Source organism: Pseudomonadota bacterium (assembly GCA_010028905.1).
Lineage (GTDB): Bacteria > Vulcanimicrobiota > Xenobia > RGZZ01 > RGZZ01 > RGZZ01.
In genome coordinates this window covers 1-12,774 of record RGZZ01000108.1, presented here as the reverse complement: position 1 = coordinate 12,774, position 12,774 = coordinate 1, and the positions used below count along the sequence as shown (strand labels likewise).

Sequence of the window (12,774 nt, the reverse complement as noted above, 5' to 3'; positions counted from 1 at the left end):
TGTCACCAATCCCAAGAGCTATGGCGCGTAGGCGCGTGGAGGAAAACGAGAAATGCTGAACATCACTGCTACTGACGCCATCGGAATGGTGGTGGCGGCCGTCTCGCTCATCGCGCTTGCGCTCTGGGCGGCGGGCTTCCGCAACCGCACGCGCGACCTCGTGGGCTCGCGCAACATCTTCTTCGGAATCTCTGCCGTACTGCTTGTCATCAGCTTCGGCGCCATCTCGATCAAGAAGTTCAACTACGGCATGGACTTCGCCGGCGGCACGCTGGTCGAGATCGGTGTCACCGAGAACCAGGAGAGCGTAACGCCTGAGCTCGTCCGCAATGCCATCCAGGCCTACGCGACCGAGAAGAGCCTCAGCTTCCAGGACCCGCAGGTGCAGGTCGAGGAGAAGTCGCTCAACAGCAAGAACCCGTACCGTCGCGTCATCATCCGCGTCGGTCGCATCGACCAGAAGCCGCTGACCACCGCCGAGATCGAAGGCATGGCCACGGCCATCGAGGGCAAGGTGGGCCACCTGTTCCGCCAGGCGGGCAAGTCCATCGACGAGCCCGCGGCGTCGGCCAGCGGTGCGCCCGCAGCGTCGGCCAGCGGTGCGCCCGCAGCGTCGGCCAGCGGTGCTCCCGCAGCGTCGGCCAGCGGCGTTCCCGCGGCGTCGGCCAGCGGTGCTCCTGAGGCGTCGGCCTCTCCGGCAGCAGCGCCTCCGGCGGAGAGCACGGCGGTCTCCGCCGCGATTCTCTCTCGCGAGACCATCGATCCCATCATTGGTCGCGAACTGTGGGTGAACAGCCTCCTCGCGCTCGTGGTGGCGCTCGTGCTGCAGCTCATCTACATCACCCTGCGCTTCGGCAATCAGGTTCGCTATGGTCTGGCGGCCGACATCGCCCTCGTGCACGACGTCATCATCATGGCGGGTCTCTACTCGCTCACCTCGCGTCAGGTCGACTCGCCCTTCCTGGCCGCGCTCCTCACGGTCATCGGCTACTCGGTGATGGACTCCATCGTCGTGTTCGACCGCATCCGCGAGAACGTGAAGAACATGCGCAAGGGCAACTACGCCGAGATCTGCAACCTCTCGGTGAACCAGACCATGTCGCGCTCGGTGAATACGACCCTCACCGTTCTGCTCACGCTGTTCGCGCTCTACTTCTTCGGAGGTGACACGCTGCGCAACTTCGCGTTCGCCCTGCTCGTGGGCATCACGAGTGGTGCCTACTCGTCGATCTTCATCGCCACGCCGCTCGTCGTCATTCTCGACGAGTGGGCGAAGAAGCGTGAGGAGGAGCGCGTGGCCGAGCGCCGTCGTGAGCGTGGCGAGACGGCGACGAGCAACGCGACTCTTCCCGTTGACAACCAGCAGCCTCGTCGTCGCGCTTCTGACTCCGCAGGAGCCGCAGACGAAGAAGAAGAGGCCGTTGAGGGCGGGCGCCGACCGGACGGCACGCGTCGTCGCAACAAGTCGCGACGCCGCGGACTCTGAGGCGTGTCGGGCATCTCCGCGCCCGTGTGATCGCATCGCCGAGCATGGCGGTTCGCACGCGCGGGCGCGGAGGCTCGCCTCCCACACTCCCAGGGGAGAGATGAAGACATGACCGATGACGCGCTGCTGCGCGAGAAGCTCGATCGCCGCCTCATCGACATGCTCGGGCAGCCCGAGGCATCGTCGGTGCGGATCGGCGTGATCGTGCAGACCATCGACGGTCTCAAGGATGACGACCGGAACATGCTGGCCACACTGGGGGGGCGGCTCAAGGACGACCTGCACATCATCGACGCCTACTCGGCGGAGGTTGCTCTCTCGGCCCTTCCCGCCCTGGCGCTCAGCCCACGCGTCAAGCTCATCTCGTACGACGCACCGCTGAAGATGTTCTGATGCGCGGCCGCGTCGCGCCTCATGTGATCGAGCGCCGCACAGGGTGGCCTGCGGGGGCGGGCCTGGTTATGCTTGGTCTCGCGGCCGTAAGCGGCGCGTGGGGGTGCGCGCAGCCGGTTGCCAACGCGGGTTCCGGACAGGTCGATCTTCGCGCCTACTGGCTCGAGGTGGCTGTGCTGCTGGGCGCGGGGGGCGCGTTGCTCCGATGCTGGCGCCGAGGGGTATTCGTCGACCGCGCCAGCGACACGGTCAGTCACTGGTGGGGCATTGGATTCCTCGGGCGCCGCAGGGTGCTGCGGCTGGGCCCGACGCGCGCGCTCAGCGCCTTCACGGGCGTGCGCGCCGTGCGCTCGAACGCCACCGAGCACTACAAGCGCTTTCGTCGTCCCACCTATCACGTGCAGCTCGAGTCGGGGGCGTCTCTCGGAGGGCAGCTTGCGCTGCGCCAGCGCTTCATCGTCGACGACGAGATTGCGCATGCCGATGAAGCCCGTGGCAGCGCAGAGCGCCTGGCCGCCTATCTCGACCTCGAGCTCATCGATCAGACGGCCGATGGTCCCGGTGCCGAGCGCTCGACATCACAGCCCTGACGTCGAGAGGCACGGTGCTCACGCGACACTGACGTCGCTGCGCGCGTGGGTCAGCTGCTGGGGGTGAGCAGCACGCAGAGGCGCTGCATGAACTCTCCGAGCGGAAGGCTCTCGACGCCATCCTTGTGCAGCTGGTGACCGCTCTCTCGCAACGTGGTGCGGTCGGTCTCGCGGTGGCCGTGAGGGTTTCGGAAGTAGACCCGTCCATCAGAGACGCCCTGGGCGAGAACCCAGTGGTCGCCACCGTCCCACTTCAGCGCCACGGGCGCCATCTGCTTTCCGTCGAGCGCCTTCATGACGGCCTGCTGGTCAGGGGTCTCAACGACGGTGTAGCGCCCCGTTCCCACCGCGCTCTCGAGCTGTGCCAGCTCTGCCGGATAGAGTCCGGTCTGCACCATCTGGCCACGGGTGTCGAAGAAGCCGTCGGCGAGGGCTTCGTAGTGCTTGTCAGAGCCGCTCGCCGCAACCTCCATCAGGCTCGACTGCACGATGCGCTCCACCACGCTGCGCCCTGACCCGTCGTCGGTGAGGGCGTTGGGCAGACGTCGCGCGACGGCGCTGGAGTCAAGCCTGACCTGACCTTGCGTCCAGGTGAGGCCGCACACGAGGCGGGCGTATTCAGCCGGGCGGCTGCGCGCCAGCTGGTAGGAGACCGTTGCCGCGCCACAGGTGAGCTTCGAGCCCTGGCTCATGGTGCGCCCTGGCGCTGCCAGGTGTGCAATGGTCTGGGCCAGCACGACGTCACGGTCTACGCCGGGCGCCATGGGCTGCGTGGTGAGCTGGTGCAGGTTCGAGAGCAGGTCGTCGCCGTTGGCGTCGCGCTTGTCGAGGGCCCCTGTCTGGGCCAGCCGGGCAAGGTCGTGCTGCACCGACACGCGCTCGCCCTCACCGCGGCGGTTCACTCTCACAGATGCATTGTCGAAGTGCGTCCACAGGTCGAGGAACTGGGACTTGCGCGCGGGGGCATACGAGACGATCTCGCCGGGAAGGGACTCGCTCGGCCCCATGAGCGCGATTCCCTGTGGCTGCTGGGTGATCACCCCGCTGAGCACCGTGGCGCCGGTCTCGAGAACGGCGGCGCGGCTGACCGGATTGCTCTGGATGTTGCACAGCCGCATGAAGTGCGACATCAGGCCGGTGACCGGGTTGTCAGGGGTGAGGGCGAGAGTGCGCTCCGCGTCGGAGAGCGCCTGCGAGAGCACGGCCGTGCGAATGTTCGGGTCGCTGAAAGACTCGGCCCGATCGCGCCCGTCGCGCAAGGACGCGCGTGCGGCGGCGCGGGTCTCGTCGGGGGTGAGGGCCATCTTCTGCCCCAGCCCGGACAAGATGGAGATGTCAGACAAGGCCTGGGCCATGGCCGCCGTCGCGGCGTTGGGGAACATCGACAGCGTGACCGCGTACTGCTGCGCGAACGAGACGGTCTCGCGTATGGTTCGGGTGACCGGCGCCTGGGGGGAGGGGGCCGTCGCGGTGAGCGACTTCACCTCGTCGAGCGTGCTCGTCAGGGTGCAGCGCAGCGTTGCCGCTGAGCGGGGGAGCGGTGGGCGCAGTGGAGCGAGGCTTCGCGCCTGGACCGTGCGAAGGAGCCCTGCGTTGACGCTGTCCATTGAAGCATCAGTATAGCAGGCGCGGCCGTTGATCGCAATCGTCTCAGCGCGTTGGTGCCGGGAGGCCGAGGGTTCGCAGGCGTTCGGCCAGGGTCCGGCTGTAGGGGATGCTGCTGTCGTGATGCAGGTGCTCAGCGTCCCTGAAGTGGTCGGTGTTCGTGCAGAATTCCCGCCCCACGAGGTCTGGCGTCACGAGGGGAGCGCCGAGGCGTCGCGCGAGCGCCTCGAGGTCACGGGCGAAGCCCAGGGCGTCCTCGGCGTCGAGCAGCCGCGCATACTCCGGAAGCCTCACCAGCACCACGCGCGTTCCCTTGTCGCGGAACCTGGCGAGAAGGCGTTCGGTCTTCTCGAGGCAGGCGGGGGAATCGAGGCGGTATCGTTCCGCGGTCGTCGTCTCGATCTCTTTTATCAGCGGGGCGGAGAGCGTGCGCTCGAACTCGTCGGGCGAGACCTTCCAGCGCAGCTTCAGCCCGAGGTAGCCATTCGAGCAGAACTCCACGTAGTACCGCATCGAGGCCCACGTGGTCTCATCGGTGGAGAACGCCTCGTTGTTCAGGAAGCGCAGGAGGTCGCCCGCGCGGTAGGTGCTGGTGCGCCACGCCCGCAGCAGCGAGAGCCACTGGGGAAGGGTCCGCCGGCGCGCAGGGGTGGCGCAGTGGAGCACGGTGTAGACCCGATCACGGGTCCACTGCTCGAGCACCGTGCGCGGATCTCGCGATACGGCATCGGTCTTGGCGGTGAGCCCGAGGGCGCGGGCCTGTTCCGCCGCATGGGCCACGATCTTGTCGCCGCGCTCGGTTCCCGTTCGAGTCAGCTCGAACGGCGAGATCGAGACGAGCAGAACCTGCGGATGGATGTCGAGCAGCTCGAGGAGCTCCAGCCCGGCGATGAACGACGACCCGGAGAATCCCAGGTTGTAGACCCCGTCGCGCTTGTCTGGCAGGGCCTCGGCAAGCACGTCGGGATGCAGCCCGTACTCGCAGACCGAGCTTCCCACGCAGTAGAGGGCGAAGTGGCGACCGGTGCGCAGCGCCTCGAGGAAGAGGTCGAGCTTCTGGTTGTCGCTCAACGGAGGGCGGAAAGCCACGCGGTCGACCCCGTACAGCCGCTCCGAGGCCCGCACCGCCAGCTCCTGCGGAATGATCAGGGCGGCCAGCACGAGGCCGAAGAGCAGCGCGATCTTCCAGCGCGAAGCGTCCGGTGTTGTCGCGGGGGCGACCGTGGGTGTGTCCTCAGAACTGGAAGTAGATGAACTCATTGGAGCTCCCCCAACCGGTGATGACGAGGTAGAGCATGATCGCGGCGGCAACGGCGCGCGCCCAGCCGGGGATCGACGTGCTCGCGCCCGCGGTGCGACGCGCGTGCAGCCAGGCAATCAGATAGCCGAGGAAGCCCAGCTGCACGTAGACGATGCGCTCGAATCCCGAGGCCGGCATGGTCCATCCACCTGCCTTTAGCAGGCTGGCGCACATCCCGATGGCGTCTGTGATGCTGGTGCTCAGCCGGAAGAACACCCAGGCCAGACACGTCAGATGGAAGGTCACCGCCATGCCGAGCAGCTGCATCAACGGGTTCTCGCGCACCCGTGGCGGCAAGCGATCGAAGAGGCCAGCGGCGGCGTGCTCCACGGTGAGGAAGAGCCCGTGCAGCACCCCCCACACGGCGAACGACCACGTGGCGCCGTGCCACAGCCCGCCGAGGAACATGGTGATGAGCAGGTTTCGCCGCGTGGCCCAGGGGCCGTCTCGACTCCCTCCCAGCGGGATGTAGAGGTAATCGCGCAGCCAGGTCGACAGTGAGATGTGCCACCGCCGCCAGAACTCGCGGAATCCTACGGCCAGGTACGGCAGGTTGAAGTTCTCTGGGATCCGGAACCCCAGCAGGCGCGCCGTTCCGATGGCGATGTTCGAATAGCCGGCGAAGTCGAAGTAGATCTGCATCGCGAACGCGTACACGCCGACCCACTGCTGCGCGCCGGTGAAGGCTTGAGGGCGATCGAAGACCAGGTTTGCCAGCGGCGCGATGTTGTCGGCCATGACCATCTTCTGGAACAGCCCGATCATGATTCGCTCGCCGCCTGTCGCCCAGTCCTCGAGGGTCACGCGGCGGGGAGAGACCAGCTGGGGCATGAACTGCGTGGCGCGCAAGATGGGGCCTGCCACGAGCTGCGGGAAGAAGGCCACGAAGAGGTAGAAGTCGACCCAGTCTTCGACTGGGGTCTTGCGCCCGTTGTACACGTCAACGATGTAGCTCAGCCCATGGAAGGTGTAGAACGAGATGCCGATGGGGAGCACGATCGACGAGATCCAGGCGGGCGGCGTGAGGCTGAGCAGCGACAGTCCCAGTCCCTGCACGAGGCTGTCATAGCTGTCGATGAGAAAGCGCGCGTACTTGAAGAAGGCCAGTATGCCCAGGTTCGTCGAGCAGCTCACGGCCACGAGCAGGCGTCGCAGGCGCTCGTCGCTCTGACGTCCCAGGGCGCGTCCCACCGTGTAGTCGATGGTCGACGATGCGATGAGCAGCAACAGGAACGGCGGGCTCCAGCAGGCGTAGAACAGGTAGCTGCAGGCGAGCAGGAACCGCTTCTTCGCCCGCCAACCGGGAATGGCGGGGTACACGCACAGCACGACTGTGAGGAAGAGCAGGAAGAGAAACGAGTTGAACCACATCGCCGGGGTTCAGCGTTTCTGTCGGAGCGTCGTGCAGGTGTTCATCTGGCGGCGCCCCTTCGCATCCACGTACCTGAACCCTGCTTGATCCGCCGCGTGGCGCTCTTGCAAGCGGGGGTCAGTGGTGCACGGGCACCTTCACGCCGCCGATGGTCACCGTATCATGGTCTGCCTTCACGGTGCCGCTGCTGGTGTGAGACGACCGTCTCAGGTGCATGCGCGCTTCTTCTGGGGTGGCGCCGGTGACGCACGCGCCAAAGAAGTCGGCGCTCACCTCTTCGAAGGTGCGAGAACCGAAGGCACCGTGGCGCATGCCGTTGCGGATGAGCGCATAGGTGGGGGCCGCTTCTGCGGCCCGGTCGATGGATGCGAGGCTGCTCAGCAGCCCCTCGTAGTCAGCGATGGAAGCCGAGAGCGTCTCATCGGGGTCTCGAAATGCGTCAAGGGTGGCGCAGTCGAGGGTCAGATCGGTGTAGCTCGGCTGTGCTGCCGCGGCCCGCGCCAGAGCGCCGCGCATCTGTGATGCTTCGCCGCTCTCTGACAGGGGCGAAGCATCAGAGATGGGGGCGAGATATCGATGCATGGAGGCAAGGGTGCTGTCGATGTCGTCCTTGTCGATCTGGCACAGCACATTCGATGCTCTGGCGCTGCGATCAGCGTTGTCACCGGTCATCGTGAGCAGTCGCAGAAAGACGTCGTGGAAGCGTTCGACCTGCTCGACAGCCAAGGGCTCCATCCCTTTCCGGAGCACGAACAGCGTCCTCAGCACGTCGTCCCGCTCCATACGTCTCAGCAGCACTGCGGCGTCATCGACGTTCTGCTCGAGGGTTCGCCGTGGTGACGCACTGTCACGCATGGCTCGCAGCACTGACGCTGCCACGGCTGTGCGCTTGAAGTCGGAGAGCTCGGGGCGCGCGGTCGCGAGGCGGACAAGCAAGGTCGCGCCTCTTGCGAGATCGCTCGCGCACGCGGACGCCTCTATGCTCTTGAGCACCGGGTTCTTCTGCTCCGGGTCGAGCGCGCCCGAGGCGAAGAGGGGGGCGAGGTGGGCGTCATACTGGCTCAGGGTCTGCTCGAGCGTGCGCATTGCGCCTACGAGACTCGCTGCATCGCGAGCGGTTACCGGAAAGCGCGCTCCATCGTGCACGTACACGGCCCCCTCGCCCTCCTCTATCGAGGTACAGGCGCCGCTCAGGAGGATGGCGATAGCCTCGGCGGCCGCAGGGAGATCGACACGTGTCTCATTCGGCGATTGCAGCGCGCGTCCGGCGGTCGCGTAGCCCTTCACGCAGGTGACAAGCGCTGCGTCGTCGACATCGGCCGCATCGCCGACGTCGGCGATGAGGGCCAGCGTAGGGAGCGATGAGATCTCGATGTGGGTGTTGCCCTGATCGGGGAGAGCGAGATACAGGTGCATTTTGCTTGTTGTGCTGTATCTGACGGTGGCCTCGAGGCCTTGAAGTGACGTGCCGAATCGCCACCCCGCACCCTCGAGCCGGTCCATCGCGCGAAGCATGCGATGAACCAGGGGGTCTTCGACCTTCTCCCGTGCCGCGATCTCTCCCAGCAATGGGGCGAGCCGCACTTCACCGCTGTAGGCCCTGCCGTCGACCTCGCGCCGTCTGGATTTCTGCACGTCGGAGGCCACCGAGAGCGCGATGAGGGCGCCCAGGGCTGCGCCCCCCATGCCGAGCATCGCGGTGGCGGTGACGGGTGCAAGGGCCGCCCCTCCGATGCCCGCCGCGATGGCGCCGGCGAGGCACCCTCCCAGACCGCACCACTCTACCGCGTCCTTGTGCTTTCGGCGGTCCAGGATCGTTCCGATGCCCGCGCCCACCACGAGTCCAAGGGTTCCTCCCGCAAGACCGCAGAGCCCCACGGTGAGGACGTGCGATTGGCCTGCGAGCGCGCCGAGGCCGCCACTTGCCGTCGGCCAGAGCGCCAGACGCGCATAGTCGAGAGGGCGGGGGGTGTAGTCGCGCAGCGTCAGCGCGTCTCGGGGCTGCGGTGCAGGCCTCGGAGCTGGCCGTGAGGCGCGGGAGACGCGCATCGGCCGCGTCGTGGAGAGACGAGAGACGGGAATGGACATCAGCATTTCCTTGGCGCTCAGGTTTCGGATCGATGGGGGGCGTGCCGCCAGCCTACACTTCTCGACTGAACAATCTCTGGAAGCGCCGTTGAACGGATCGCAGGGGACTAAGACCATGGTCGGAGCCGCGCCGTAGATCTCGGTCAGTTGGCCCACGCAGCTCTAGCCCAATGAACGTCGCGCGGGCGGTGGGCTTGGGGCTATACTCATTCATGGAGAGGGAGGATAAGAATATGAGAAACCTCCGTGTGCTGGCTGTCGTTTCGGTCGTCCTCGTCGGATTGACCCTTCCCGCCGTCGCCGCTCCCGCATCGACGGGCACTCTTGAAGGCCTCGTGGGCCGCGTTGTCACAGAGCTGGCCCCATTTGCCGCCCAGCGCGGCGTCACCCTCGAGCTTGACGCCAACGGCGCAACCGCCGTGAGCCTCGATGAGCAGGTCGCCGTGCACGACCGCTTTCTGAACTTGATTGCCAACGCAGTGGCGCTGGCTCCCGCTCACCAGACCCTGCGGGTCTCGGTCATCCGCGAGAGCGTTCGCATCTGGATTGCCAACGCTTCGGAGGCCTACAGCGTCGATCGCACCGTTCAAGACGCCACGGGCAACGACTTCCGGATTCGCACCGTCGAGGGCTCAGGCACTGAGCTGAGCGCTTCACTCGACAAGACCGTGGTCGAGGCGCCATAGGTCAGAGCCCGACCGCTGCCGCGCACCGCGTCAGGCAGGTGCGCGGTCGAGCGCAACGCGCTTGCTCCCGCCCATCTCGGCCCAGTAGACCTGGGCCGAGATGGGCGGGTTTGTTTTCAGGGAGTCGTCATCGGGGAGTGCCTGCCAGCGCTCGAGAAGCGTTGTGCGCGCGTCGATGAGGTTGAACTGCTCCCTCTCTGGCAGCCTGTCGAAATCGTCGCGAGACTCAAGCGCGTATTCGAACCCACCGATATCGATGCTGACGAACAGCGCGTGGGTTTCGTTGGCGGCGTGCTTCAGCGCGAAGGTGGCTTTGCGATCGTAGTATTCCATGTCTGCCCGCCTTGCCCCCGGCGTGGCTGATGGCCCGCCGTTGATGGAGACGTCGTGCGCGGGTAGACCTCTACCTGTCGAGGCGCCAGGCCGTGCCTCTCGCGTGCGACCCTCGTGCCGTATCGTACCCCTGCGTGGCGCTGGGGAAACGAGCGCCGCGGTCCGAGAGGCTCTCTCGCTGCTCGAGAGCCGCGTCTACAGGGCGGTTTCGAGAACCGCGTAGAGGGGGGCGAAGGCGATCAGGGCGATGACGCCCACCACCCCTCCCAGCAGAGCGAACATCAGGGGTTCGATTGCGGCTCCGAACTGCTCGAGCGCGGCTTCCACCTCGAGGGAGTTGAGCTGGGCGATCTTGACGAAGCTCTTCTCGAGGTGGCCGGTCTCCTCGCCCACGGCAATCATCTGCACCACCGTGCGATCGAAGAAGCCGGTCTGTGCCAGCGCCTCGGAGAAAGAGTGCCCTTCCGCGATGTCGTGCTGGGCCTGGAGCAGCGCCTCTCGGGTCACCGTGCTCTCCGATGTGTCCGCGGCCATCTCGAGGCTTGACGAGAGAGACAGACCGCTGCCGTGAAGCAGCGTGAGCGTCTCGCAGATCGCTGCGGTCTCGACCCTGCGCATCAGCGGTCCGACGACGGGGAGGCCAAACAGGACTCGGTCAGAGACCACACGGCCTCTCTCCGACCGCAGCCACCGCAGCCCGAATCCGACGCCTGCGCCGCAGCAGAGAAGCAGCACCAGAAGAGCGCCGGGATGCTCAAGGGCTTGAGCGCAGGTGATCGTTGCGCGGGTGAGGGGGGTGAGCTTCACGTGTGCGTCCAGCAGCATGGGCGCCATCCCCGTGAGGAGCGATCGCCCGAGAGCCGCCACGAGAACCAGGGCGCAGGCCATCACGAAGCAGGGATACGTGAGCACCGATCTCAGCTTGCGTGACAGGGCCTGCGAACGCGCCTCATGCTCCCGCAGGCGGGTGAGAACCGCGCACAGCCGCCCTGAGCGTTCTCCGCCTCGTATCGCGCCGATGTGCAGGCGGCTGAACACGAGCGGCATCTTCGCCATTACGGCGGAGAGCGGCTGCCCTTTCTCGATTCCGGTCAGCAGGTCGATGACGGTTGCTCTGGCACCAGGATGGGAGAGGTGCTCGGCCAGGGAGCCGAGGGCGCGCGTCATCGGAATTCCCACTGCCACCATGTTGCCCAGTGTGCCAAAGAGCGTGAGGCGATCGGCCACCGACATGCTCGGGGCAACGCGCGTCAGGGCCACCGATTGCGTCTTCATGGCGCAGCCAGGGGAGCAGCGGCTGACGGCTGTGACATATACGGCCGCGACGACTGGATCAGGGGCGTCATTCCAGACTGCTGGCGCGATGAAAAGCCTTCGCTCTCGGCCTCGACCGTGACCTCGACAAGGGGAGACGCTCTGTCGTCGACGCGGAGCGAGCGGACGCAGCGAGCCACGATGCGGTCGCGCTCCGAAGGAACCAGGTGGGGGCGGCTCTCGAGAGGCGGGAGGGTTGTCGGGGGATTGAGGGCCTGCTCCTGCACGCGAACCTGCCCCTGGCTGTCGAGATACAGGTACACCCACCGCTGCCACAGCGGGTCCCCATCCGGAGCGAGGGCGAAGGTTCCCTGGCTGTCGACGTTCGACAGAAAGACCAGGCTGTCTCGGTGAGGCTTCAGCGGATCCGGATCGTCTGCCGGCGGGTCGGCCGTTACCAGGGCCGAGCTTGCGAGGGCATTTCGGTACTCCTGTGTGAGCCGCGTGAGGGTGATGAGACAGGCCTGCTGCGCCTCTGACTTGCGCGCGCCCCTGATCCATGCCCGCCAGCCCGGACGCACCAGGAACATCACCAGCGACGATACCAGTGCGATCAGCGACAGGGCGACCAGCATCTCGACCAGTGTCATGCCGCTGCGATGTCTCGGGGTCATCGTCGTGCCGGGGCTCCCTGGATTCGGGTGGCGAGAACGCGGGGCGGGGTGCGATCGCTCCACTGAAGCGTGATCACCACGTCGGTCAGTGCCCGGGTCACGGGAACGACCTCTCGTTTGACATGGAAGTCAGTGCTGTTGAGCGTCACGGTCCATTCGGTCTCTCCCGCGGGTGGGAGCTTTGCGCGGCAGTGCTCGATGACGTCGTTGCCGTAGGCGACCGCGGAGCTGATGTCCTCCGCACGGCGCATCGACGAGATGCCCGTGGGCACGATTCCGAGCACCAGGAGAACGCCCACCGCCAGCAGCGCCAGCGCGATCACCACCTCGAGCACCGACACACCTCGGCGTTGCGTCATTCGACCTGTCGCAGGCTCACGATCTCCAGCGGCCCGAAGCGGTTCAACGTCTTCAGGTACTGGGGCTTGTAGACCAGCTCGGTCGACCAGAGATGCACACCTCGTATCCGCGTGACGAGGGGGTCTTCTTCGCCGTGGGGACCGCTTGCGTAGAGCAGGATGGAATCTCCGCCGCAGACGATGCCTCCCTCGATCCGAAGCTGGGCGCCGGGGAACGCGGGGCAGATGGCGGCGGCCTCCTGCACCATGATGAGCCCGCGGTAGTCTCCTCTCGCAGCGGTCACGAGCCGACGGCAGTAGATGACCATGCCCACGCCCGCTGCGTCGAGCGAACCATTGCTGAGGATGAGGGTCCCGTCGACGATCAGGGTGGCATTGACCCCCCGAAGCGCAGGCGCCTTCAACGTCTCGCCGCTCATCGATTCGCGCGACGACAGGTCGAGATCGCCACCGATGTACAGGATGCAGTTGTGCATCTCGATTCCATAGCCTGAGCTGAAGATCACGCGGCGCCCGTCGACCCAGCGATTGCCGCAGCTCATGTTGATGCGGAAGCGAGAGGAGTCGGGATAGGTGAAGCTCTCCCCTTCCGCGGGCGCGGGGCAGTTGAGTGTGAGATCCTGGGTGCGCAGGG

Annotated in this window: 13 protein-coding genes; 4 read left to right on the top strand and 9 right to left on the bottom strand. The window is 66.3% G+C overall.

Features of this window, described 5'->3' with window-relative positions:
* Positions 1–52 precede the first annotated feature (52 nt).
* The 3 genes from secF (at position 53) to EB084_09855 (ending at position 2,469) form a co-directional block, all read left to right on the top strand.
* Positions 53–1,486, top strand: a complete 1,434-nt coding sequence (secF, locus tag EB084_09865; protein NDD28556.1) for a protein translocase subunit SecF — start codon at positions 53–55, stop codon at positions 1,484–1,486.
* A 108-nt stretch (positions 1,487–1,594) separates the two neighbouring features.
* Positions 1,595–1,879 carry a hypothetical protein gene (locus EB084_09860; GenBank protein NDD28555.1) on the top strand — a complete coding sequence of 95 codons (285 nt, stop codon included), beginning with the start codon at positions 1,595–1,597 and terminating at the stop codon, positions 1,877–1,879.
* Complete coding sequence (locus EB084_09855; GenBank protein ID NDD28554.1) at positions 1,879–2,469, top strand: hypothetical protein; 591 nt, start codon at positions 1,879–1,881, stop codon at positions 2,467–2,469. Before EB084_09860 ends, EB084_09855 begins: the two co-directional genes overlap by 1 nt.
* Positions 2,470–2,519: 50 nt before the next feature.
* On the opposite strand, the gene EB084_09850 is transcribed toward EB084_09855, so the two are convergent.
* The 4 genes from EB084_09850 to EB084_09835 form a co-directional block, all read right to left on the bottom strand.
* On the bottom strand, positions 2,520–4,076 hold the full coding sequence (locus EB084_09850) for a hypothetical protein (GenBank protein NDD28553.1): 1,557 nt from the start codon (positions 4,074–4,076) through the stop codon (positions 2,520–2,522).
* Positions 4,077–4,119: 43 nt separating this feature from the next.
* Entirely contained in the window at positions 4,120–5,235 is a 1,116-nt protein-coding gene (locus EB084_09845; protein NDD28552.1) for a hypothetical protein, read from the bottom strand.
* A gap of 73 nt (positions 5,236–5,308) precedes the next feature.
* Positions 5,309–6,745 (bottom strand): MBOAT family protein, encoded by a 1,437-nt coding sequence (locus tag EB084_09840; GenBank protein ID NDD28551.1) that lies wholly within the window; start codon positions 6,743–6,745, stop codon positions 5,309–5,311.
* Positions 6,746–6,863: 118 nt separating this feature from the next.
* A complete protein-coding gene (locus EB084_09835; GenBank protein ID NDD28550.1) occupies positions 6,864–8,840 on the bottom strand; it encodes a hypothetical protein in 1,977 nt (658 codons plus the stop codon).
* Between the two features lie 227 nt (positions 8,841–9,067).
* Between EB084_09835 and EB084_09830 the strand changes: the two genes are divergently transcribed.
* Positions 9,068–9,520, top strand: coding sequence for a hypothetical protein (locus tag EB084_09830; GenBank protein NDD28549.1), 453 nt, complete (start codon positions 9,068–9,070; stop codon positions 9,518–9,520).
* A 30-nt stretch (positions 9,521–9,550) separates the two neighbouring features.
* Here the strand turns inward: EB084_09830 and EB084_09825 are convergent, their stop codons facing one another.
* The 5 genes from EB084_09825 to EB084_09805 form a co-directional block, all read right to left on the bottom strand.
* Positions 9,551–9,853: a hypothetical protein gene (locus tag EB084_09825; protein ID NDD28548.1), complete on the bottom strand. Its 303-nt coding sequence runs from the start codon at positions 9,851–9,853 to the stop codon at positions 9,551–9,553.
* Between the two features lie 195 nt (positions 9,854–10,048).
* Positions 10,049–10,741 (bottom strand): hypothetical protein, encoded by a 693-nt coding sequence (locus EB084_09820; GenBank protein ID NDD28547.1) that lies wholly within the window; start codon positions 10,739–10,741, stop codon positions 10,049–10,051.
* A 383-nt stretch (positions 10,742–11,124) separates the two neighbouring features.
* Entirely contained in the window at positions 11,125–11,781 is a 657-nt protein-coding gene (locus EB084_09815) for a type II secretion system protein (protein ID NDD28546.1), read from the bottom strand.
* A complete protein-coding gene (locus EB084_09810) occupies positions 11,778–12,140 on the bottom strand; it encodes a hypothetical protein (protein NDD28545.1) in 363 nt (120 codons plus the stop codon). Before EB084_09810 ends, EB084_09815 begins: the two co-directional genes overlap by 4 nt.
* Positions 12,137–12,774: hypothetical protein (locus tag EB084_09805; GenBank protein NDD28544.1), on the bottom strand; the 638-nt coding region annotated here is incomplete at its 5' end. The genes EB084_09805 and EB084_09810, both read right to left, overlap by 4 nt.